Origin of the sequence: Blautia sp. AF17-9LB (assembly GCF_003479185.1) — a bacterium.
GTDB lineage: Bacteria > Bacillota > Clostridia > Lachnospirales > Lachnospiraceae > Fusicatenibacter > Fusicatenibacter saccharivorans.
Map to the genome: position 1 here is coordinate 109,616 of NZ_QUGU01000008.1, position 22,293 is coordinate 131,908.

At 50.1% G+C, this 22,293-nt stretch carries 17 protein-coding genes; all 17 read left to right on the forward strand.

Features of this window, described 5'->3' with window-relative positions; translation table 11 throughout:
* Nucleotides 1-6 precede the first annotated feature (6 nt).
* A complete protein-coding gene (locus tag DWX00_RS10320) occupies nucleotides 7-1,257 on the forward strand; it encodes an ABC transporter permease (RefSeq protein ID WP_117760814.1) in 1,251 nt (416 codons plus the stop codon).
* A 275-nt stretch (nucleotides 1,258-1,532) separates the two neighbouring features.
* Entirely contained in the window at nucleotides 1,533-2,000 is a 468-nt protein-coding gene (locus DWX00_RS10325) for a CBS domain-containing protein (protein WP_022461147.1), read from the forward strand.
* Between the two features lie 22 nt (nucleotides 2,001-2,022).
* Entirely contained in the window at nucleotides 2,023-3,789 is a 1,767-nt protein-coding gene (argS, locus tag DWX00_RS10330) for an arginine--tRNA ligase (RefSeq protein ID WP_022461148.1), read from the forward strand.
* Nucleotides 3,790-4,081: 292 nt separating this feature from the next.
* The gene (locus tag DWX00_RS10335) at nucleotides 4,082-5,539 is read left to right on the forward strand and encodes a serine/threonine-protein kinase (protein WP_243856003.1); all 1,458 of its coding nucleotides are present in this window, start codon (nucleotides 4,082-4,084) and stop codon (nucleotides 5,537-5,539) included.
* Entirely contained in the window at nucleotides 5,536-6,981 is a 1,446-nt protein-coding gene (locus DWX00_RS10340; RefSeq protein WP_118595167.1) for a hypothetical protein, read from the forward strand. Before DWX00_RS10335 ends, DWX00_RS10340 begins: the two co-directional genes overlap by 4 nt.
* Before the next feature lie 90 nt (nucleotides 6,982-7,071).
* Nucleotides 7,072-8,691 (forward strand): HAD hydrolase-like protein, encoded by a 1,620-nt coding sequence (locus tag DWX00_RS20440; protein WP_117801725.1) that lies wholly within the window; start codon nucleotides 7,072-7,074, stop codon nucleotides 8,689-8,691.
* 178 nt (nucleotides 8,692-8,869) lie between these two features.
* Nucleotides 8,870-9,601, forward strand: a complete 732-nt coding sequence (gene rpsB, locus DWX00_RS10350; protein WP_022461152.1) for a 30S ribosomal protein S2 — start codon at nucleotides 8,870-8,872, stop codon at nucleotides 9,599-9,601.
* A gap of 120 nt (nucleotides 9,602-9,721) precedes the next feature.
* A complete protein-coding gene (tsf, locus tag DWX00_RS10355; RefSeq protein ID WP_022461153.1) occupies nucleotides 9,722-10,660 on the forward strand; it encodes a translation elongation factor Ts in 939 nt (312 codons plus the stop codon).
* 254 nt (nucleotides 10,661-10,914) lie between these two features.
* The gene (locus DWX00_RS10365) at nucleotides 10,915-12,594 is read left to right on the forward strand and encodes an FMN-binding protein (protein ID WP_118595168.1); all 1,680 of its coding nucleotides are present in this window, start codon (nucleotides 10,915-10,917) and stop codon (nucleotides 12,592-12,594) included.
* A 740-nt stretch (nucleotides 12,595-13,334) separates the two neighbouring features.
* Entirely contained in the window at nucleotides 13,335-16,073 is a 2,739-nt protein-coding gene (locus DWX00_RS10380; protein WP_118595169.1) for a translation factor GTPase family protein, read from the forward strand.
* Nucleotide 16,074: 1 nt separating this feature from the next.
* The gene (locus tag DWX00_RS10385) at nucleotides 16,075-16,779 is read left to right on the forward strand and encodes an IspD/TarI family cytidylyltransferase (protein WP_055219430.1); all 705 of its coding nucleotides are present in this window, start codon (nucleotides 16,075-16,077) and stop codon (nucleotides 16,777-16,779) included.
* A complete protein-coding gene (locus DWX00_RS10390) occupies nucleotides 16,776-17,789 on the forward strand; it encodes a galactitol-1-phosphate 5-dehydrogenase (RefSeq protein ID WP_118595170.1) in 1,014 nt (337 codons plus the stop codon). The genes DWX00_RS10385 and DWX00_RS10390 overlap by 4 nt, the downstream gene beginning before the upstream one ends.
* Nucleotides 17,790-17,795: 6 nt before the next feature.
* Nucleotides 17,796-18,467, forward strand: a complete 672-nt coding sequence (locus DWX00_RS10395) for a ribulose-phosphate 3-epimerase (protein ID WP_118595171.1) — start codon at nucleotides 17,796-17,798, stop codon at nucleotides 18,465-18,467.
* 80 nt (nucleotides 18,468-18,547) lie between these two features.
* Nucleotides 18,548-19,108: a manganese efflux pump gene (locus DWX00_RS10400; RefSeq protein ID WP_055219426.1), complete on the forward strand. Its 561-nt coding sequence runs from the start codon at nucleotides 18,548-18,550 to the stop codon at nucleotides 19,106-19,108.
* A 139-nt stretch (nucleotides 19,109-19,247) separates the two neighbouring features.
* The gene (locus tag DWX00_RS10405) at nucleotides 19,248-20,012 is read left to right on the forward strand and encodes a glycosyltransferase family 2 protein (RefSeq protein WP_117804423.1); all 765 of its coding nucleotides are present in this window, start codon (nucleotides 19,248-19,250) and stop codon (nucleotides 20,010-20,012) included.
* Nucleotides 20,012-21,409 carry a sugar transferase gene (locus DWX00_RS10410; RefSeq protein WP_118595172.1) on the forward strand — a complete coding sequence of 466 codons (1,398 nt, stop codon included), beginning with the start codon at nucleotides 20,012-20,014 and terminating at the stop codon, nucleotides 21,407-21,409. Before DWX00_RS10405 ends, DWX00_RS10410 begins: the two co-directional genes overlap by 1 nt.
* Nucleotides 21,402-22,277, forward strand: a complete 876-nt coding sequence (locus DWX00_RS10415; protein ID WP_118595173.1) for a LicD family protein — start codon at nucleotides 21,402-21,404, stop codon at nucleotides 22,275-22,277. The genes DWX00_RS10410 and DWX00_RS10415 overlap by 8 nt, the downstream gene beginning before the upstream one ends.
* Nucleotides 22,278-22,293: the final 16 nt, after the last annotated feature.

The following is a 22,293-nucleotide window of genomic DNA, read 5'->3' on the forward strand; positions in this document are numbered from 1 at the left end:
CGCATTATGTTAGAAAATGTAAGACTTTCCTTTCAGGGAATCTGGTCACACAAAATGCGTTCCTTCCTGACGATGCTGGGTATTATCATCGGAATTGCGTCGATCATCTCAATTGTCTCCACGATCAAGGGAACGAATGAGCAGATCAAACAGAACCTGATCGGAGCTGGAAACAACAACGTGACCGTCAGCTTAAAGCAGGGCGACGGTGATTACTGGATGGACAACGGACTGCCAAGCGGCGTGTCGAAACTGTCCGGTGATCAGAAAAAGCGGATCCGCGAGCAGGATCAGGTGGAAAATGCATCGTTTTACACCGAAAGAACGTATGTGAGCGGCATCGCAAAAGGAAACACAACACTGGACAGTGCGAAGGCGCTTGGAGTGGATGAAAATTATCTGTCGACGTGCGGATATCAGATTTATCAGGGACGCGGCTTTGTGGAGAGCGATTTCTCGAAGACCCACAAAGTTGTCCTCCTCGACGATACCGCAGTGCTGACACTCTTCCCGGATGAGTCGCCGGTCGGCAAAACGATCGAGATCATGGGAGAGCCGTTCACGGTGATCGGCGTGATCAAAAAAGCCGATTCGTTCCAGCCGGTCATCAATTCCAGAGATGACTACTATACGTACAATCAGGAATCCTATCCGCTGGTGCTGATGCCGGATGTCTGCTGGCCGATCGTATTCCAGTATGATGAACCGGAAAATGCCGTTGTGATGGCAAAAACGACCGAGGATATGAGCACGGTGGGAAAGACAACAGCGGATATCATGAACGAATCCGTGACCAATACAACTGATTCTCTTTCCTATCAGGCAGAGGATCTGCTGGAGAAAGCAAAGAGTCTGCAGGAGTTAGGCCAGAGCACGAACCAGCAGCTGATCTGGATCGCGAGCATTTCGCTTCTGGTCGGCGGTATCGGTGTTATGAATATTATGCTGGTATCTGTAACGGAACGTACAAGCGAGATCGGCCTGAAAAAGGCGATCGGAGCAAGAAAACGCAGAATTCTGTTCCAGTTCCTGACCGAGGCGGCGGTGCTCACCAGCATCGGCGGACTGCTCGGCGTGCTGGGCGGCATTATCATGGCACAGGTGATTTCGAGGGTATCGCAGACGCCTGTGGCGATCAGTATTCCGGCAATCATTTTCTCCGTGGTCTTCTCCATGGTGATCGGTATCGTATTCGGACTGCTGCCGTCGGTAAAAGCAGCGAACCTGAATCCGATCGATGCGCTGCGAAGAGAATAGAACAAAAAAGAGTTGAAAAATCCGTGCGGGTACAGCGTAGGTGCTGGATCCGTGCGGATTTTTTGTGCGGCGTGTGCGGATGAAACTTAAGATCTTTACTTTTTGCGGAAAGTCGGTTATACTGGAAAATAAGCGCAATTTGCGGCGCAGCAAAGAGGCATTCGAGTTTCGGATTCGGTATGTTTATGAAAATATAAGAAAGATTCAAAGACATTTCACATTCGTTTATGGTATAATCAAACAAGAGTATGACCAACGAAAAGGAGTATACGCGAATGAATATTTTGTTTTTTATCACACCGAAAAGTGAAACGGCTTATCTGTATGACGACTGCTCACTTCGGCAGGCCATCGAGAAGATCGAATATCATAAATACACGGCGGTTCCGGTACTGAACAAAAAGGGCTGCTACGTGGGAACACTGACAGAAGGAGATCTGCTCCGCATCATAAAAGAACGGTATCTGCTGAATTACCATGAAGCAGAGGATATCCCGCTCTGGCAGGTTCCGAAACGGTGGAATTATGAGTCCGTCAACATCAACAGCAACATCGAGGACCTGATCGAGATGTCCATGCGGCAGAATTTCGTTCCAGTTGTGGATGACGAGGGAATCTTCATCGGCATCATCCGAAGAAGAGATATCATCCAGTACTGTTATCAGAAAAGCGGCATCAAAGAAGAGGAAGAAGCCCGGCGCAGCGCGCGGAAACAAAACGCAGAACAGATGATTCTGCAGTAAAGAAGAAAATGAGGGAAACATTATGAAAAAACTGATCGATCTTATCCAGGAAGAGCTGGTAAAAGCCTTTACCGCTGCGGAGATGGACCCGTCCTATGCAAGGGTTTCCGTTTCCAACCGCCCGGATCTGTGCGAATACCAGTGCAACGGCGCAATGGCAGCTGCAAAAGCATACCACAAAGCACCGATCCAGCTGGCTGAAGCAGTTGTAGAAAAAGTGACCGATCACAGCGTGATCGGTGAAATTGAAGCCGTAAAACCGGGATTCATCAACCTGAAAATCAACCCGGAATTTCTGGCAGATTATCTTTCCAAAATGCAGAACGACGAAGATCTTTCTGTAGAGAAAGCAAAAAATCCGAAAACCATCATCGTAGATTACGGCGGAGCAAACGTGGCAAAACCGCTTCACGTCGGCCATCTCCGTTCCGCGATCATCGGCGAGAGCATCAAGCGTATGGGACGCTTCATGGGCCACAACATGATCGGTGACGTTCATCTTGGAGACTGGGGTCTGCAGATGGGACTGATCATCACCGAGCTGCAGGAGCGCCATCCGGAGCTTGTTTATTTTGATGAGTCCTTTACGGGAGAGTACCCGGAGGAAGCACCGTTTACGATCAGCGAGCTCGAGGAGATTTATCCTTGCGCAAGCGGCAAATCGAAAGAGGACGAGGACTATAAGAAACGTGCACTCGAGGCAACGAGAGAGCTGCAGCAGGGCAGAAGAGGATATCGTGCGATCTGGAAACACATTATGAACGTTTCTGTTGCCGATCTGAAAAAGAACTATGGAAATCTCGACGTTCATTTCGATCTGTGGATGGGTGAGTCCGATGCACAGGAGTACATTCCGGACATGGTAGATTACCTGAAAGACAATGGTTATGCACATTATGACCAGGGCGCACTCGTTGTTGATGTCAAAGAAGAGACAGACACAAAAGAGATCCCGCCGTGCATGATCTTAAAATCCGATGGAGCAGCTCTGTATGATACGACAGACCTGGCAACCATCATCCAGCGTATGAAACTGTACAAGCCGGACGAGATCTGCTATCTGGCAGACAAACGTCAGGAGCTTCACTTCGTACAGTGTTTCCGCTGTGCAAGAAAAGCAAAACTGGTGAATGATGATACCGTTCTTTCCTTTATCGGCTTTGGTACCATGAACGGAAAAGACGGAAAACCGTTCAAGACCCGTGAGGGCGGCGTTATGCGTCTGGAGCGTCTGATCGGCGAGATCAACGATGAGATGTATCAGAAGATCGTGGAGAACCGCAGCGTAAAAGATACGGATGCAAGAGGAACGGCACAGATTGTCGGACTGTCTGCTATTAAATACGGTGACCTGTCCAACCAGGCATCGAAAGATTATGTATTCGATGTTGAGAGATTTACTTCCTTCGAGGGAAACACCGGTCCGTACATCCTGTACACGATCGTTCGTACAAAATCCATCCTCGGAAAATATAAAGAAGAGGGAAATGAACTGAAGAAAGGCGCACTTCTGGCACCGAAGAGCGACAGCGAGAAAGCTCTGATGCTTTCCGTATCCCGTTTCAACGGCGTTGTGGAGAACGCATTCGAGGAGAAAGCACCGCATAAGATCTGTGCTTATATCTACGAGCTTGCAAACGAGTTCAACCATTTCTACCACGAGACCAAGATCTTAAGTGAGCAGGATGAGGCAAGAAAAGCATCTTACCTGGCACTGCTGGATCTTGTCCGCGAGGTACTTGAGACCTGCATCGACCTGCTGGGATTCTCGGCACCGGAACGGATGTAAGATTCGTCAAGAGGGAAAAAATAGATAAAAAACAGGCGATTTTTTTGGCAGCCGTCGGCTTCTGTAGTTCTTGCGGAAACGGCGGCTGTTGTGTTATACTTACATCACGATTTTTCATCCGCTTGGACATTCGTCCTGAAAAATCGATTCTATATTACTCTATCGAAGAGCCATTCGGCTCAATTTATATCCATGTACAAAAACAGAATATCGGACTGACAAACACTTTGACGTAAAAAGAGGAGGCGGGATCATTGGAAAAGTAGAACTTCCGGGAGGGAAGTATCGCCTGCTGTCAGTGCTCGGAAGAGGGGCAACGTCTGTCGTTTATCTTGCAGAGAAAACTGGATCCGGAAAGCGGTATGCAGTCAAGGTAAGTATATGTGACAGGGAAAAACTGCGCCGGGAAGCGTTTCTTTTACAGAAGTTTTCATATCCCGGGATTCCCTGTGCGGTGGAACTTCTGGAAAGTGGGACAAAAAGCTTTCTGGTGATGGAAGCTGTAAACGGAAAATCTATCGGACAGCGTATGCGTAAGGGAGAACGGTTTTCCAGCCGGGAAATTCTGAAAACGGGAATTGCCCTGAGCGGGATTCTCTGTTATCTCCATGCACAGAACCCGCCGGTTTTCTACCGGGATCTGAAGCCGGACAACGTGATGATAACAGAGCGTGGTGAAATATACCTTGTGGATTTCGGTGCAGCCGGAACAGAAGAAACGGGTGTGGAAGTCCGTTATGGAACCCGCGGTTATGCAGCGCCGGAGCAGTATGACGGGAAGTGTGACGCCCGTTCCGATCTTTATGCACTCGGCGCACTGCTTGCGGCAATGGCGAAGCATGCGAAAAAGCGGCAGAAAAGAGGACTCTGGCGGGTGATGGAAAAGTGTATGCAGAAAAAGCCGGAGGAGCGGTATGCGTCTGCCGGAGAAGTCAAAAAGGCACTGCGGCGGCTGGAAAGAAAGCAAAAAGGCAGGAAGACTCTGCGTATCTTTGCAGTTTTTGCTTTTCTGACAGGAGGAGCGGCTGCGGTTGCCAGCAGGATGCCATGGGGGCAGTTTCCGGCGGCAGACGAATGGGAGGAGCAGGGAGATCTCTGGTTCTGCGGAAATCCGGTGGAAGAAGGCAGTCTGCCGAACTACCAGAAAGCGCGGGAAGCGTTCTTAAAGGCAGACCATCTCAGTCAGGCGGGGCGTGTGGAGCAGGAACTTGTGGAATACTGTCTGGCGGATGATGCGGCAAGGGAAAAAATGCAGATGGAGCCATTGCTGGCTGAATTTTATGATGACACGCAGCAGGAGCCGGAAAAGGAAAAACGCTGCCGCAGATATCTTGCTGTTGCAGGAATGTATTTCAGTTTTTCCGAAGAACTGGCGCGTGAAAATGACACAGACGCCATGCGGAAAGGAATCGAAGTGCTGGAAAAGGCCGCAGGCGAGAATATGGAGGGGCAGTGGGAGGCGGTTATCTGGCAGAGACTGGCGGATGCGTGCTATCTTGGCGGAAAATCCGGGGATGGGGAAAGAGAACAGGACTGGTGCCAGGAGAGTTTTCTCTATTACGAACGGCTTCTGTGCAGCAGACAGGATGGAAACCGGCGGAAAAATCTGCTCAGGGCCGCAGAGCTGGCACTTCAGTTCGACATGCAGGAAAAAGCAGAACAGTACCTCAACGAGGCCGCAGAAATTCCGGGAATGGAGGAGGATATTTTTTATCAGCAGATCAGAAAAAGATGGGAGGAAGCAGGATGAGAAAAAAGACCATATGCGCAATGATGACAGGATTCCTGGCAGTCCAGGGAATCGAAGTCCACGCGGAGACACAGCAGACGACAGGCGAGGCCGCAAGTGCGGTGGAAAGCGTGGAATTAGAAGCTGAAATCATCGAGAACAGTGATGTGACAGATGCAGACGGGAAAGCCGGACCGGAGGAACTGCTGCCGGACGAAAAGTCAGAAGAAGAACCGCCTATAGAAGAGAAACCAGAGCAGGAACCAGAGCCGCCGGAAGAGAAAACAGATCCGGCAGAGACCGGAAAGAAAGAGAAAGAAGGAGAAGAAAAAATGCTTCCCCCGACGGTAATTCCGGATCCGGAGAAAGAACCAGCGGAAAGGTGGGAAGAAGAGGAGAAAGAAATTTCGGAAGATTCAGAATCGGGGAAGCCAGGAGAATTGCCGGAGGCAGGAGATATGGGTTCCGGGGAATCGGAATCAGAGGAAGGATGTGAAGAAACAGATACAAAAGAATCAGAGACAGAAGAGTCAGATTCGGAGAGAACGGATTTTGGAGAAATGGACACAGAAAAACCAGATTATGAAGATACAGGTTCAGAAAAATCCGGAACGGAAAATTTGATGCCAGAAGATCCGGAACCGGAAAAGCCTGATATGGAAGAAACGAAGCAGGAATCTCCGTCAACCGAAAAAGAGTCAGAAAATCAAACCTCGGAAACAAAAGCACCAGAAAAAGAGGAGCCTACCGTAATGCCAGATGCCGGAAAGTCAAACACAGAAAAGCAGGAACAAACGGGGCCCGGGCAATCGTCTCCGGAGAAAGAAGAACTCAAAACAGACGAACAGCTGCCCGTTGCTGCAGCCACGCCCGAGGAGGTGACCCAAGATCCAGATGATATTCCGCTACAAACAGAAGAAAGCAGTCCTCCGCCTGCCGAAACTCCATCTAAGAGTGCCGGGGAGGAGCCATCTCAAATACGGCCGCAGATCATCGCCGATTTCGTATTATCACAGATAGCAGACGAAGATTTCGAAGCGCCGAACCCCCTGATTATCCGCCCGGCCGACACCAGCGTCGAAATAGATCCCGGTTATACCCCGGAAATTCTGCTCGAGGGAGCCGCCGACACGGCTGAAATTCTTTCCTGCATGGTAAATGGCTCCGAAGCCGAATATGAATGGAAAGAAAACAAAATCTGTCTGAAAGCCGAGAGCCTTTCCGAAGGCTACAACCGCATCACTGTAAAAGTGCGTGGCGCAGACGGCATTGTCCGAACCATGAAACCGTGGGAAGTCAACGTGAAACCAAAAACTTGCACACTTGTCAGCCAAAGAACCAGCCAGAAACCAAAAGGAACCCGCCTCTTGCAGTCCTTAAGGCGCCTCTGGAACCTGATTCGTACCATTGCCGAAATTCAGAATCAGACCACCCGCTATCTGCGTGCACTCTGCAGAAAATAGCCTGATCCGGTTTTGTTTGTATTTCTAATTTCGATATGCTAGAATAAAAGACATGTCATACGATAAAAAAGTAAAAGAGGAAATAAGAGTATGTCAGATATGATATTATTTGATCTGGACGGAACCCTGACCGATTCCGGTCCTGGAATTACAAGATGCGTACAGTATGCGCTGGCATCCTTTGGCATCGAAGAGCCGGATCTGGAAAAACTGAACTGTTACGTGGGACCGCCGCTTCTGGAATCTTTCATGAATTTTGCAGGCCTTGGCTGCGAAGAAGCACAGCAGGCCATCACAAAATACCGGGAGCGGTACGAGGCAGAGGGCATTTTTGAAAATGAAGTATACGAGGGAATCCCGGAGGTTCTGGCGTATCTGAAAGAGAAGGGAAAAATTCTGGCGGTAGCATCGTCCAAACCGGAAAAATACGTGGAGCAGATCCTGGAGCATTTCGAAATCAGAAAGTATTTTACCGTAGTAACCGGTTCAGAAATGAACGAAACCAGAACCGACAAAGGAGAAGTCATCGCAGAGACGCTGCGCCGACTCGGAGCAGAAGACAGCCGTTCCGACGTGGTGATGGTTGGTGACAGAAGCTATGACGTAATCGGGGCAAGAGAAAACGGACTGCTCTGTGTCGGCGTATCGTATGGGTACGGCGGAAGAGAAGAACTCGAGGCAGCAGGTGCCGCAAAGGTATGTGATACACCGGAAGAACTGAAACTGCTGGCGGAGGATCCGAAAGAAGAGAAGAAAAGACGCGACCGCATCAAAAAAATGAAGCCGGAGCGTATCCCGTGGCTGACAAGAGGAGAAAGTGGAACAGGAATCTTTGCGCCGAAAGAGAAAAAAGCAGAGAATATAAAAGAAAAAAGGACAGCGAAAACAGAGCCAAAAACGGAGGAAATCGTAATTCCTATCCAGCGGAAGCTATGGCGTCTTTTAAAACCGCTTCTGACGTACGAACTGTTTCTGATCGGAGCAACCGTACTTCTGGCGCTGATCCTGATGACGTTTACGACCGGCGGTTATCTGGAAGAGCGTATGCACGCGACATCCGTTCTTGCATCAGCAATCGGCAGTCTGGCGGCGATCCCGGTTCTCTGGAAACAGTACAAAAAAGATGAAGGCATGTTCCCGAAACCGGAAAAACGGTGGAGTGCGGCAGAGGCAGCCGCCTGTATTCTGCTGGTTATGACCTTCGGCCATCTCCTGAATACTGTAATGAACGTGACCGGCTTTACCAGAATCTTTTCCGGCTATCAGGACATGGCATCAAAGATTTATGAAGGACAGAACCCGCTGCTTCTGATCCTGTCCGTCGGTGTGCTGAGCGCGGCCGCAGAGGAAATTGTTTTCCGCGGCATGATTTACCGCAGGGCAAAAGATTTCTGGGGAACCGGCTGGGGCATCGCAGCATCATGTCTGCTGTTCGGTGCATATCACGGCAATGTGACGCAGTTTGTCTATGCAGCCGTGGTAAGTGTGCTTTTGATCCTTATTTATGAGCGGTGCGGAACACTCCTTGCCCCGGTTCTTGCGCACATGGCAGAAAATATCTGGGGACTTTACCGGAGCCAGTTCGTATCCTGGATGACCCAAAAAGCGCCGGCAGGTGCATGGATGTTCATCTTTTTGGAAGCGGTAATCTGCGCCGGAACGTTCTGGTATCTGTTTTTAAAGGATAAACAGGGAAAAACACAAAAATAACAGAAAAAAACCGCAGAATCCGCGAAAAAAATGCTTGTCATGAAAAAAACTCTGTGATACAATCTTACTGTTGCACAATAAGCACCCATGCGGTACCAAGGATGGTGCCTGTTTTTTGAAAAACAGGTTCCAAGGTGAAAAAACATGGGGAAGAATAAAACCATAAGGAGATAAAACAATGAGCGTAATTTCAATGAAACAGTTACTGGAAGCCGGTGTTCATTTCGGACATCAGACAAGAAGATGGAATCCTAAAATGGCTCCGTACATCTACACAGAGCGTAATGGTATCTACATCATCGACCTGCAGAAATCTGTAGGAATGGTAGATGACGCATACAAAGCTGTTGCAGACATCGCAGCAGACGGCGGCACAATCCTTTTCGTAGGAACCAAAAAACAGGCTCAGGACGCTATCGCTGTTGAGGCAGAGCGCTGCGGAATGTACTATGTAAACGAGAGATGGCTCGGCGGTATGCTGACCAACTTCAAAACCATCCAGAGCCGTATTGCAAGACTGAAAGCAATCGAGACCATGGAGCAGGATGGCACCTTCGAAGTTCTTCCGAAAAAAGAAGTCATTGAGTTAAAGAAAGAGCTTGCAAAACTGCAGAAAAACCTTGGCGGTATCAAAGAAATGAAGAGACTGCCGGACGCTATCTTCGTAGTAGATCCGAAAAAAGAGAGAATCTGCGTACAGGAAGCTCATACACTGGGAATTCCGCTGATCGGTATCTGCGATACCAACTGCGATCCGGAAGAGCTTGACTATGTAATTCCGGGTAATGACGACGCTATCCGTGCCGTAAAACTGATCGTTTCCAAAATGGCAGACGCAGTTATCGAGGCAAAACAGGGCGAGGCTGAGGAAGCTGCATACGAAGAAGCAGCAGAGACAGACGCTGAATAATTTACGCGAAGTAATGAACTGGGGGGAACTTGAAATTCAGGTTCCCTTCGGCGAATCTCACAATAGCAGACCGGCATGAAGATGCAGTCTGCTGAATCACGTATACGGAGGAATAAAACAATGGCTATTACAGCAGCAATGGTAAAAGAGTTAAGAGAAGTAAGCGGTGCTGGTATGATGGACTGCAAGAAAGCTCTTACAGCTACCGAAGGTGATATGGACAAAGCAATGGAGTTCCTGAGAGAAAAAGGACTTGCTACTGCTCAGAAAAAAGCTGGCAGAATCGCAGCTGAGGGTATCGTTATGCTGAACGTATCCGAGGATGGAAAGAAAGCTGTCGCTGTAGAAGTAAACGCTGAGACAGACTTCGTTGCAAAGAACGAGAAATTCCGTGGCTATGTAGCACAGGTTGCAGAGCAGGCTATGGATACAACTGCAGCAGACGTAGAAGGATTCCTGGCAGAGCCTTGGAAATTCGATACCAACGAGACCGTTGGCGAAGAGCTGGCTCATCAGATCGCTACCATCGGCGAGAACATGAACATCCGTCGTTTCCAGCAGGTAAAAGAGGAGAACGGTTTCGTTGCTTCTTATACTCATATGGGCGGTAAAATCGGTGTTCTGGTTGACGTTGAGACAGATGTTGTAAACGATGACCTCAAAGAGATGGCTAAAAACGTTGCAATGCAGATTGCAGCTCTTCGTCCGCAGTACACAAACCGCGACGAAGTAAGCGCTGATTACATCGCACATGAGAAAGAAATCCTCATGGCTCAGATTCAGAACGACCCGAAAGAGTCTCAGAAACCGGAAAAAGTTATCCAGGGAATGATCCAAGGCCGTATCAACAAAGAGCTCAAAGAGATCTGCCTGCTTGACCAGGTATACGTAAAAGCAGAAGACGGAAAACAGTCCGTAGCTCAGTACGTAGCACAGGTTGCTAAAGCAAACAACGCAACCGTAGCAGTAAAAGGTTTCGTTCGTTTCGAGACCGGTGAAGGAATCGAGAAGAAAGAAGAGAACTTTGCTGAGGAAGTTGCTAAACAGATGAACGCATAATTCAACTGTGAATTTGTAAAAATAACGCAAAAATATAAAACCCTCATAAATGTGCAGAAAATACACGATTTATGAGGGTTTTTTACTGTCACAGGCAGTATCCATCGGAAATGCAGTAAGTGCCCTGAAGGATACCGTCCCCGGAGATTTCCCGGCAATGAATCTTTCGGAGATTTGTGAATTAATCCAGGAACATAAATCGAATGGTCCGGTAATGGAGATGAAACGTTAAACATAAGAAAAGAGGAACAAATTTGAAAAAACAAGACAAAAGAAACTGGCCGAAAGCAGTGATTCAGATCCTTTCTTTCCTGCTGATCCCGGGCTTGTTTGAGGCGCAGTTTTCTGCGGTTGGGACGATTATTTCCGCAGTTTATCAGGGGACGGTTTCGTGGGAACGGATCAGGTATTCGGTATGGATGGTGCTGGCGACGGTTCCGGCGGTGATTATTGTGGGACGGTTTTTCTGCGGATATTTCTGCAGCTTCGGGGCTGTGCAGGATTTTCTGTGGTTTGCAGGAAATAAGCTGAAAAAGCGGTTTCGAAAAGCAGGTGCGAAAAACCTGCATTCAAATTCAAAGAAGAGTGGAAGAAATGTTCCAACAGGCTGGATCAAATATGGTGTGCTCCTGTTCTGGGCAGTCTTCGTATGGAGCGGTATGATAAAATGGAACATCGCAGGGCCGTGGCAGGTATTTGGACAGTACAGTTCCATCGGACACTGGCCGGGTGTGAAGCCGATGTTTTCGATTGGCGGTGCGCTGATTCTGGTGATTTTCGTCGGATCCGTCTTAATCCAGCGCTTTTTCTGCCGGTATCTCTGTCCCATGGGAGCCATCTACAGCCTGATTTCCAGATGTACTCTGTTAAAAATTGTAAAACCGCGGAGCAAATGCGGAAACTGCCGTCTCTGTACTGCAAAATGTACCATGGGAATTGATCTGACAGAAAAAGAGCAGACGGCAGGCGGCGAGTGTATTGGATGCGGGGGATGTATAAACGGATGTCTGAAGAACAATGCACACTGGAAGTACCGATACAGCGTGTGGATCGGTGTCGGGGTGACCTGCCTTACGATTGCAGCGTCACAGTTCCTGATCCGGAGCGAGAGCGGTTCCGTTGGTAAGACAGCAGGTGATGCGGCCATTGATACGGCAGAACAAAATCTGGACAGCAGATTCCAGGACGGCACTTATTCCGGAAGTGGAGAAGGCTACCGCGGAACCGTGACCGTTTCCGTAAAAGTGGAACAGGGAACGATAACCGGACTGACGATAGAGAACGCCGAGGATGATCAGACATATCTGGACAGAGCAAAGTCAGGAATCTTTTCGGAAATCATGAAAAAACAGAGTGCCGAGGAGATAGATACCGTTTCCGGCGCCACCTACAGCAGTAAAGGGTTGATTGAGGCCACTCAAAATGCGTTAAAAGAAGCCGCCGGAGATGAGAATACTGTACAGGAAAATACAGCATCTGAATCGACGGATACAACGGAAGAAAAACAGGCATTCCTGGACGCCGGCCGTTTCCACGACCTGAAAGACGGCATCTGCACGGGTACCGCCGATGCCTTCCGCGGGGATGTCGAAGTGCAGGTAACGGTAGAAAACCAGAAAGTGACCGACATCTCCATCCTTTCCTACTGCGACACCGAGGAATACTTTTTCCGTGCAGCGCCTTACGTGATAGGGCAGATGAAAGAAGAACAGAGCCTTAACATCGACGCCTTGAGCGGTGCCACCTACAGCAGCAACGGTATCATTCACGCCACCGCCAATGCACTCGAAATCCCGGAAGACGAATATGCACCGCGTCCTGGCCGGGATCTGGCACATAAGCAGAAAGAGCACGGTCATATTGTAAAACATACGATCGAGAGCCAGGAGCAGTATGAAGAAAAAGTAAAAGAATACGAAGACGCACAGAATTAAAAAACAAAAATAATCTCAAAATAAGCACTGTAAATACATCCATCTGTATTTGCAGTGCTTTTCTGCTGTAACAGAACCCCGCCTGACTGCATCAAAAATATAAAAAATTTAACAATCATTTGATATAGACCTTATAGGAACAGGATAGCAGTTAAAATACAAATGTGCTACGATCGTGATTGTAGTAAAAAATATTCTGAAAGAAATGGCAGGAACAGCAAAAATACAGCGGTTAGGCTGGAGTCTGGAATGGATGCAGCGCATATCTGAAAAAGGAAACGAAAACCTGGGACAGCTGGGATATACGGATCATTCGCAGAAACACTGTATGCAGGTTGCCCATCAGGCAGAGTACGGTGCACTTCTTGCAAATGAACTTTTAAAAGAAACGGATATGACGTTGGAAGACAGAGTAACCATCGTTCCTCGGTTCTGCAGTTATTGCAGCTGTAAAACTGGCAGGCGGAACGATCAACGTGGCGGTTGCATGCCTGGCGATTTTATTTGCACTGGGATTTGTTTTCCTGAAAATTGCAGATCGGCAGCCGATGGCGGGGGAGAGATAAAACAGAACATAGCATAAAAAATCTCAAAGCAGGAGAGAAATCCGCTTTGAGATTTTTTGCGTTTCACTCCGGGGTTCCGCAATGAGAGGTTTTGTGGTACAATAAGCAGTGAGTCGGGCCGCAGGGGATGAGGGGGCCTGAAAAATATGAATCATACAGACAGGATGAAACAAAATGGAAAAAACCAAAAAACTGGCGGTAGGCATTTTAGCGCATGTCGATGCGGGAAAGACGACGCTGGCAGAGGGAATTTTATATAAAACAGGCCAGATCCGGAAAGCCGGAAGAGTGGATCACAAGGACGCCTTTCTGGACACGGAGGAACTGGAAAAAGCAAGGGGCATCACGATCTTTTCCAAACAGGCCGTGCTGAAGCTGAACGAGACGGAGGTCACACTCCTTGACACGCCGGGCCATGTGGATTTCTCGGCGGAGATGGAGCGCACTTTACAGGTCATGGACTATGCGGTTCTTCTGATCAGCGGTGCGGACGGCGTGCAGGGGCATGTGGAAACCCTGTGGCGGCTGCTCGCGCGGTATGAGATCCCGGTCTTTCTCTTTATCAACAAGATGGATCAGCCAGGCACGGATGCGGAAAAACTGCTGGAAGAACTGCAGAGCCGTCTCTCAGAGCACTGCCTGAATTTCTCGCAGGATCTCCAGAACGCAGAATTGCTGGAAGAACTCGCCATGTGTGATGAGGACGTGCTGGAGCAGTATCTGGAAACGGGAAGCGTGGAAGAAGACCAGATCCGCACGATGATCGCAGAGCGGAAGGTTTTTCCGTGCTGCTTTGGCTCTGCACTCAAGATGGAGGGCGTGACGGAATTTCTGAAAATTCTGGACCGGTTTACAAAAACGCCGGAGTACGGCGGGGATTTTGGCGCGCGCGTTTTTAAGATTTCAAGGGACACGGCAGGAAACCGTCTGACGCATCTGAAAATCACGGGCGGCGTGCTGAAGGTGAAGCAGATGCTCGGCGAAGAAAAGGCAGACCAGATCCGTATTTATTCCGGTGCGGGCTATACGATGGTACAGGAAGCACCGGCGGGGACGATCTGTGCCGTAACGGGACTGAACAGCACTTTCTCCGGTCAGGGCATCGGCAACGAAACCGAGGCGGAAAAACCGGTGCTGGAGCCGGTGCTGACGTACCGCATCGAGCTTCCGCCGGACTGCGATGTCCATCAGATGCTTGGAAAACTGCGCCAGTTAGAAGAAGAAATCCCGGAGCTCCACATTGTCTGGAATGAGCGCCTCGCGGAAATCCATGCGCAGGTCATGGGTGAGGTGCAGATCGAGATCTTAAAGAGTCTGATCCACGAGCGTTTCGGCGAATGGGTGGAATTCGGAGCCGGAAATATTGTATACAAAGAGACGATCCGCAGTACCGTGGAGGGTGTCGGCCATTTCGAGCCGCTGCGCCATTATGCGGAAGTTCATTTGCTACTGGAGCCGGCAGAACCGGGCAGCGGACTGCAGATTGGAACCGTCTGCAGCGAGGACACCCTGGACCGCAACTGGCAGCGTCTGATCCTCACACATCTGCTGGAGCGGAAGCATCCCGGCGTGCTGACCGGGTCGGAGATTACTGATATGAAAATCACGCTGGTCAAGGGCCGTGCGCACATTAAGCACACCGAGGGCGGCGACTTCCGCCAGGCGACGTACCGTGCGGTGCGGCAGGGGCTGAAAAAAGCAGAATCCGTTCTGCTGGAGCCGGTCTATGCGTTCCGTCTGGAAATTCCGTCGGAATCGACGGGACGGGCGCTGAACGATATCCAGCGGATGTACGGCAGCTTTGAACCGCCGGAAATGGAAGGCGATATGACAGTGATTACCGGAACCGCACCGGTTGTGACGATGCGGGATTATCAGAAAGAAGTAACTGCTTACAGCCGGGGACGCGGAAGAGTGTTCTGTACCTTAAAAGGATATGAGCCGTGTCACAACGAGGAGGAAGTGATTGCCTCCATCGGCTACGATTCCGAGGCGGATGTGGAAAATCCGACGGGTTCTGTGTTCTGTGCCAACGGGGCAGGCTTTGTCGTTCCATGGAATGAAGTGGAAGACCATATGCATCTGGAATACACGCTGGAAAATCCGGAAGAAGAAAGCGATTCAGCCGAATCTGCGGCAGACCGGAGCGGCGGAGTATCCTCTGTGCAGAAAGCAAAAAAAGCATCCGACCGCGTGCCGATGGCAGCTTCCCTGCAGGAGGCAAAGGAGCTGGAAGAAATCTTTACGAGGACATACGGCAAAGTGGAGCGGAAGCGCGCCGGTTTCGAGCGGCGGACACGTCCGGTCACCTCGTCATCCGGCATCGGGGATCCCAAATATGCAAAATCAAACCGCCCGAAGGAGCCGCAGGAGGAATATCTGCTGGTGGACGGCTATAACGTTATTTTTGCATGGGATGATTTAAATGAGCTGGCGAGGTATAATATTGAGAGCGCCAGAGGAAAGCTGATGGACATCCTGTCAAATTATCAGGGATATAAAAAAATGACGCTGATTCTTGTCTTTGATGCCTACAAAGTAAAAGGCAACCAGGGTGAGGTCGGCATGTACCATAATATTCATGTCGTTTATACGAAAGAGGCGGAGACGGCTGACCAGTACATCGAGAAAACGGTTCACAGGATCGGCCACAACGGCAACGTAACGGTGGCTTCCTCGGACGGTCTCGAGCAGATCATCATTATGGGAGCGGGCGCGCATCGTCTCTCCGCACGGGATCTGCGCACCGAGATTGAACATACAAACGGCCAGATCCGGGAAAACTATCTGGAGAAAGAACAGAAAACGAAGTCGTACCTGCTGGAGAACGCCTCTGGAGAACTGGGAGACTTTTTAAAAGAGCTGGAAGAAGAGCGAAAAAAAGAGAGTAAAAAGAGCAAAGGAAAGGCTTAAGATGAATTACGCAATCATATTATCGGGGGGAATCGGAACGAGAATGCAGATGGGGGATTTTCCGAAGCAGTATTTGGAAGTGGAAAAGAAACCGATTCTGCTGTATACGCTGGAGCAGTTTCAGAAAAGCAGTGCCGTTGAGAAAATCGTCATCGTGGCGGCAGATGCCTGGAGAGAGAAGATCCGCGGATGGATGGAAGAAGACGGGATTACGAAATTTCTCGCCTTTGCGGATGCCGGGGATACGCGGCAGGAATCCATTCATAATGGCCTTACCGTCTGCATGGAGGATTCCGTATCGGAGAACGACGGTGTGATCATCCACGACGGCGTGCGGCCTCTGGTGAGCGAACAGCTGATTGGCGACTGCCTTGCGGCGCTTGCCGATCATGAGGGCTGTATGCCGGTGCTGCCGATGAAGGACACGATCTATCAGAGCAGCGACGGAACGAAAATTGACCATCTGCTGGAGCGCAGCACGCTGTTTGCCGGTCAGGCGCCGGAAGCCTTCCGGCTGCATCCGTACGCGAAGATCAACCGGGAAGCATCGAAAGAGGAGCTGTCCCTCACAAGGGGAACGAGTGAAATTGCCTACCGCCATGGAATGGATGTGGCGATGATCCCAGGGGATGAGCGGAACTTTAAGATTACAACAAGGAGCGACCTGGAGCGTTTCTGTACGATTGTGGAAGGAGAAACGAAATGAGAGCATACGAGCTGCATGGAGTCAATGATTTAAGAAGGGAAGACATCGAAAAACCGGAAATCCCATCCGGCTGGGTTCTGGTGCAGGTAAAGGCATCAGGAATCTGCAGCTCCGATATTCCGCGGATTTTCACAAACGGAACATACCATTTTCCAACGATTCCGGGTCACGAGTTTTCAGGCGTGGTTGCCGCATACGGCGAGGGTGTGCCGGAAGAGCGAGTTGGAAAACGGGTCGGCATTTTCCCGCTGATCCCATGCCGCACCTGCCCGCAGTGCCGGCAGAAAAAATATGAGATGTGCGAACACTACGATTACCTCGGCTCGCGCCGGGACGGCGGCTTTGCGGAATACGTGGCCGTGCCGGACTGGAACCTGATGGAGCTGCCGGAAAACGTCAGCTTCCGCGAGGCAGCAATGCTGGAGCCGCTCTCTGTGGCGCTTCATGCGGTGAAACGAAGCGGTGTGAAGCCGGGCGATACCGCAGCAGTGATCGGAACGGGCATGATCGGTTTTGCAGCGGCAGCGTGGGCGAAAGCGCTCGGCGCCGAAACCGTTTTTGTGATTGGACGGGGCGAAGCAAAACGTGCGATCGCAGAACAGATCCCGGGCATCTCATATGTGACGGAAGAGGAGAGTAAAGCGATTCAGGCGGATGTTGTAGTAGAAGCGGTCGGAACGCCGCAGGCCGTTTCCGGTGCAGTTCTTCTTGCAAGACCGGGCGGAAGCATCGTGCTGATGGGAAATCCATCGGGCGATCTTGCGATGGAAAAGAACGTGTACTGGCGCATCCTGCGCAAACAGCTGAACCTGATGGGAACGTGGAATTCTTCTTATGAAAAAGATGAAGCCTGCGACTGGACGGAGGCACTCGATGCGCTTTCGAAGAAGAAAATCCCGGCACAGGCGCTGATCACGCACTGTTTCCCGTCCGAAAAGCTGATGGACGGACTGGAACTGATGAAAAATCATAAAGAGCCATACTGCAAAGTAATGGTTTCATGGGAGTAGAAAAATATGAGAAAAAGTCAGATATCGGCATCCATGATGTGCTCAAACCTTGTGGATCTGCAGGCGACGATCGATGTATTTGAAAAAGAAAAAGTCGAATATCTCCATATTGATGTGATGGACGGCGAGTTCGTTCCGAACTTCGGCCTTGGCGTCGACTACATCCGCGGACTGCGGGAACTGACGAGTATTCCGCTCGATCTTCATCTGATGATTAAAGACCCGGAGTACAAGCTGCCGTGGATCGGCATTTACAAAGAGGACATCGTGACGATTCATTATGAGAGCACTTTCCAGGTGCAGCGCGCGCTCGATTACCTCGTGCCGTACGGCTGCAAGCGGTTCCTCGCGATCAACCCGGCGACACCGATCGGGCAGATCGAGGAAGTGCTTGATTATATCGACGGCGTCAATCTTCTGATGGTGAATCCGGGCTTTGCCGGACAGAAAATTGTGCCGAGTACGCTGCGCAAGGCGGAAAAGCTGCAGAAATTTCTGCAGGAGATGCACCGGGAGGACATCATTTTAGAAGTGGACGGAAACATTACGAAGGAGCACGGCGCGACGCTGCGTTCCTTTGGAGCCAGCATTTTTGTGGCGGGAACTTCGAGCATTTTCTGCACCAATGTATCGCACTTCGGAGAAAAAATCCGGGAATTCCGGAAAGCAGTGGAATAAGAAAAAGAACTGCCTTCCCGGGATGCACGGTTTGAAAAACAGACGAATACTGTAAAGTGAGAAATGACGGAGCGTGTCATATGGTAGAATTGCTTCTGCTTGCTGCGGCGCTCTCAGCCGATAACTTTGCAGTAAGCATCGGATATGGAAGCAGCAATACGAGAATTTCACCCGGCATGACGGCGCTGCTGAATCTGTTTTGCAGTGCTGCCCTGGTTGCTTCCGCGCAGTTTGGAAAAAGATTTCTGCAGTCCGCAGGACCGGAATGGGGAACCAGAGTGGGTGCGGGCTGCTTTTTTCTTATGGGAACGCTGAAAATTTTCGAAGAACTGAGAAAACGCAGAAGAAAAAAGCAGGGAAAACCAGAAGCAAGACTGGAACATCTGGAAAAACAGCTCCACCCACTGGAATTTGGCCTGCTGGCGGTTTCGATGTCGGTGGATGGAATTGTCTCCGGCGTCTTTGCCGCGGATCTTCCGGTGACAGGAGGACAGATCTTTTTTGCCTCCTTCGCGGTCGGAATGGCGGCGATGTATGCCGGAACTGCCATCGGAAAAAAGACGGGGCAGAAAAACGGCGGAAACGGAGCACTGTTCGGAGGAATTCTGTTCTATTTACTGGCGTTTTTAAAGCTCACATAGAATTACATGTAAGAAAGAAAAACCAGCAGATCCCGGCGTAAAATTGACAAGCCCGTGCAGATATGCTATAAAAGTAGGAGGTTTGCTGCTGGAAAATTTAAAAAACAGATGCAGCAGACAAAGTAAGAGAGGAAAATACATGATTTCAGTAGTAATCCCTTCGTACAACGGTGCAGAAACACTGTTTCAGGCAATCGACTCAGTCCTTTGCCAGACAACAAAAACCCCGCTGGAAATCCTGGTGATCGACGACCATTCCACGGACGATACGATGGAAAAGATGGGGCGTTACGGAGAAAATGACCGGGTACGGTATATCCGGAATGAGACAAACAAAGGAGCATCCGCATCCAGAAACCGCGGTGTACAGCTCGCAAAGGGCGATTACATTGCCTTTCTGGACGCGGATGATTACTGGGATCCCGAAAAACTGGAAAAGCAGGAAAAAGCCCTTGCAAAGACCGGTGATGTGCTCTGCTGTACGGGTCGGGAGCTGATTTACGATCAGGAACCGGAAAAGCAGAAGATTTTTTCTGTCCCGGAGCGGATCACCTACAAAATGCTACTGCGCGGCAACGTGATCGGCTGCTCGTCGGTACTGGCCAAAAGAAGCGTTCTGCTGGAATTCCCGATGGAAAAGGACGAGTGCCACGAGGATTATCTGGACTGGCTGCGGATCCTGAAAAAATACGGGACAGCCTGCGGTGTGGATGAGCCTTTGCTGAAATACCGGCTGTCCAGCACAGGAAAATCGGGGAATAAACTGCATTCTGCAGGAATGACTTACCGTGTTTACCGCGAGCTGGGAATGGGAACGTTCCGCTCCCTGTACTGTTTTGCGTGCTATGCCGTAAACGGTGTGCGGAAGTATTACGGTAAGGGCAAAAAGAGAGGAAGAGATTGATGAACTATAAAAACAGGGAACAGTACAAACATCTGATGCGTGTCCTGGCGGTCGCGGCGATTGTGCTTCTGGAATGCGCTGTTTTTTCTGTGTTCTGGGACAGATACTATGCGAGCCACCTGTGGCTGGAGCCGTTCTGGGATAAGGGAAATCAGATTATCGTCGTGATCTACGGCATTTTTCTTCTGGTTTTCATGTACATTTACGGCGGCATGAAGATCGGCTACATGAAGGGAAGCAGCATCATCTATTCCCAGATGATGACGGCATTCTGTGCCAATGCGCTGATGTATCTGCAGATTATCCTGCTGTGGCGCCACCTGCCGTACATTCTGCCGATGGTCGGCATGACACTCGTGGACTTTGCGCTGGCAGGCATTGTATCCTGGCTTTTTGAGAAGACGTTTGCGCGTCTCTTTCCGCCAAGAGAGGTGCTTCTGATTTACGGTGAATACCCGATGGAAAGCCTGGAGCTGAAGATGAACCAGCGGCCGGACAAGTATATTGTAGCACATAAGGTGAGCGTGGAAGTGGGAGAGAAAGAGCTCTGCCGCCAGATTGACGCATACGGTCAGGAGGGCGTGATCCTGGGCGATCTTCATTCGGAGCTGCGCAACCGTCTGCTGAAATATTGCTATGCGAAAGAAATCCGTGTCTATCTGACGCCGAAGCTGTCGGATATTATGGTACGGAAAGCGGAAGCGCTCCATATTTTCGATACACCGCTTCTGCTCGCGCGAAACAGTGGTCTTTCGTTTGATCAGAGATTCTGCAAGCGCCTGCTGGATCTGCTCGTATCGACGATTCTTCTTGTGATCACGTCGCCGATTATGCTGATCGCAGCGCTCTGCATCAAGCTGTATGACCATGGCCCAGTGTTCTTTAAACAGAAACGTCTCACGATCGGCGGAAAAAAATTCTATGTCTACAAATTCCGAAGCATGATCGTGGATGCCGAAAAAGACGGCGTAGCCCGTCTGGCAACGAAGAACGACAGCCGCATTACGCCGGTCGGAAAGGTGATCCGCGCGACGAGAATTGATGAGCTGCCGCAGCTTCTGAACATTTTCAAGGGCGATATGAGCGTCGTCGGACCGCGCCCGGAGCGGCCGGAGATTGCAAAGGAATATGAGGAATCGATTCCGGAGTTTGCTTACCGTCTGAAAGTAAAGGCAGGCCTTACCGGCTACGCCCAGATTTACGGAAAGTACAACACGACCGCATACGACAAGTTGAAGCTGGATCTGATGTACATAGAGAGCTATTCGATTTTAGAGGATCTGAAGCTGATTCTTGCAACCTTTAAGATTGTCTTCACAAAGGAGAGCACAGAAGGGCTCGAGGAAGGACAGACGATCAGCCTGAACGCGAAGGAAGAGGAGAAAAAAGATGTTTAATACCGAGGACGAAATTCTGCGCCGGCTGCAGGAAAAAAATCTGGAAATGGCCGTTATGTTTTACCACTGGTGCCAGAGAAATCATCTGACCTGTTATCTCTGCGGCGGCGGCTGTATCGGTGCAATCCGCCACGGCGGCTTTATTCCGTGGGACGATGATCTCGACTTTTTCATGCCGCGGAAAGATTACGAGAAGTTCCTGAAAATCTGGGATACGCAGGAGGAGAGTAAAATCTACAAGCTCGAGTACCCGAAAGAGGGCTTCTGCAATGCGCACACGTTTGCGAACATCCGCGACAGCCGCACCACGCAGGTGAAAAAGGAGCAGGTCGATATGGATCTCTGCCACGGCGTTGCGCTTGATATTCTCCCGATCGAGGGCTATGCACCGGGAAACCTTGCGCGGAAATGGCAGGTGATCGAGGGAAAGATTTTCCAGCTCTTCTGCACGCAGGTTATTCCGACCAAAGAACGCCACGGCGCGTTTATGCATTACCTGGGAACGATTCTGCTGGCGCTGGCTCCGACGCAGAAGATGCGGTACCGGATCTGGAAGCAGGCAGAGAACTATATTACAAAATTTGATATCGACAGCCCACGGGTGGACGGCATCACCGAGATGTGCGCACCGCAGGCGATTCTCCGGAAATATCCGAAAAAGATTTTTGCATCGGCGATTGAGGTTCCGTTCGAGAATGAGTGCCTGCCGATTCCGGTCGGATATGACACATATCTGCGCATGGCGTTCGGCAATTATATGAAACTGCCGCCGAAAGAACAGCAGAAAGGGCACCACGATGCGGCGTTTCTGGATCTCGATCATCCGTATGAGCAGTATAAGGGGATACACTACTGCTGTAAGAAATAAAGAAAGAGGATAAAAC

Excerpts from the sequence above, each read along its gene's own strand:
- DWX00_RS10325 (WP_022461147.1), top strand. The coding sequence starts at position 1,533 with ATGAATATTTTGTTTTTTATCACACCGAAAAGTGAAACGGCTTATCTG.
- argS (WP_022461148.1), top strand. The coding sequence starts at position 2,023 with ATGAAAAAACTGATCGATCTTATCCAGGAAGAGCTGGTAAAAGCCTTT.
- DWX00_RS10405 (WP_117804423.1), top strand. The coding sequence starts at position 19,248 with ATGATTTCAGTAGTAATCCCTTCGTACAACGGTGCAGAAACACTGTTT.
- rpsB (WP_022461152.1), top strand. The coding sequence starts at position 8,870 with ATGAGCGTAATTTCAATGAAACAGTTACTGGAAGCCGGTGTTCATTTC.
- DWX00_RS10390 (WP_118595170.1), top strand. The coding sequence starts at position 16,776 with ATGAGAGCATACGAGCTGCATGGAGTCAATGATTTAAGAAGGGAAGAC.
- DWX00_RS20440 (WP_117801725.1), top strand. The coding sequence starts at position 7,072 with ATGTCAGATATGATATTATTTGATCTGGACGGAACCCTGACCGATTCC.
- DWX00_RS10340 (WP_118595167.1), top strand. The coding sequence starts at position 5,536 with ATGAGAAAAAAGACCATATGCGCAATGATGACAGGATTCCTGGCAGTC.
- DWX00_RS10400 (WP_055219426.1), top strand. The coding sequence starts at position 18,548 with ATGGTAGAATTGCTTCTGCTTGCTGCGGCGCTCTCAGCCGATAACTTT.
- DWX00_RS10385 (WP_055219430.1), top strand. The coding sequence starts at position 16,075 with ATGAATTACGCAATCATATTATCGGGGGGAATCGGAACGAGAATGCAG.
- DWX00_RS10380 (WP_118595169.1), top strand. The coding sequence starts at position 13,335 with ATGGAAAAAACCAAAAAACTGGCGGTAGGCATTTTAGCGCATGTCGAT.
- DWX00_RS10395 (WP_118595171.1), top strand. The coding sequence starts at position 17,796 with ATGAGAAAAAGTCAGATATCGGCATCCATGATGTGCTCAAACCTTGTG.
- DWX00_RS10410 (WP_118595172.1), top strand. The coding sequence starts at position 20,012 with ATGAACTATAAAAACAGGGAACAGTACAAACATCTGATGCGTGTCCTG.
- DWX00_RS10320 (WP_117760814.1), top strand. The coding sequence starts at position 7 with ATGTTAGAAAATGTAAGACTTTCCTTTCAGGGAATCTGGTCACACAAA.
- DWX00_RS10415 (WP_118595173.1), top strand. The coding sequence starts at position 21,402 with ATGTTTAATACCGAGGACGAAATTCTGCGCCGGCTGCAGGAAAAAAAT.
- tsf (WP_022461153.1), top strand. The coding sequence starts at position 9,722 with ATGGCTATTACAGCAGCAATGGTAAAAGAGTTAAGAGAAGTAAGCGGT.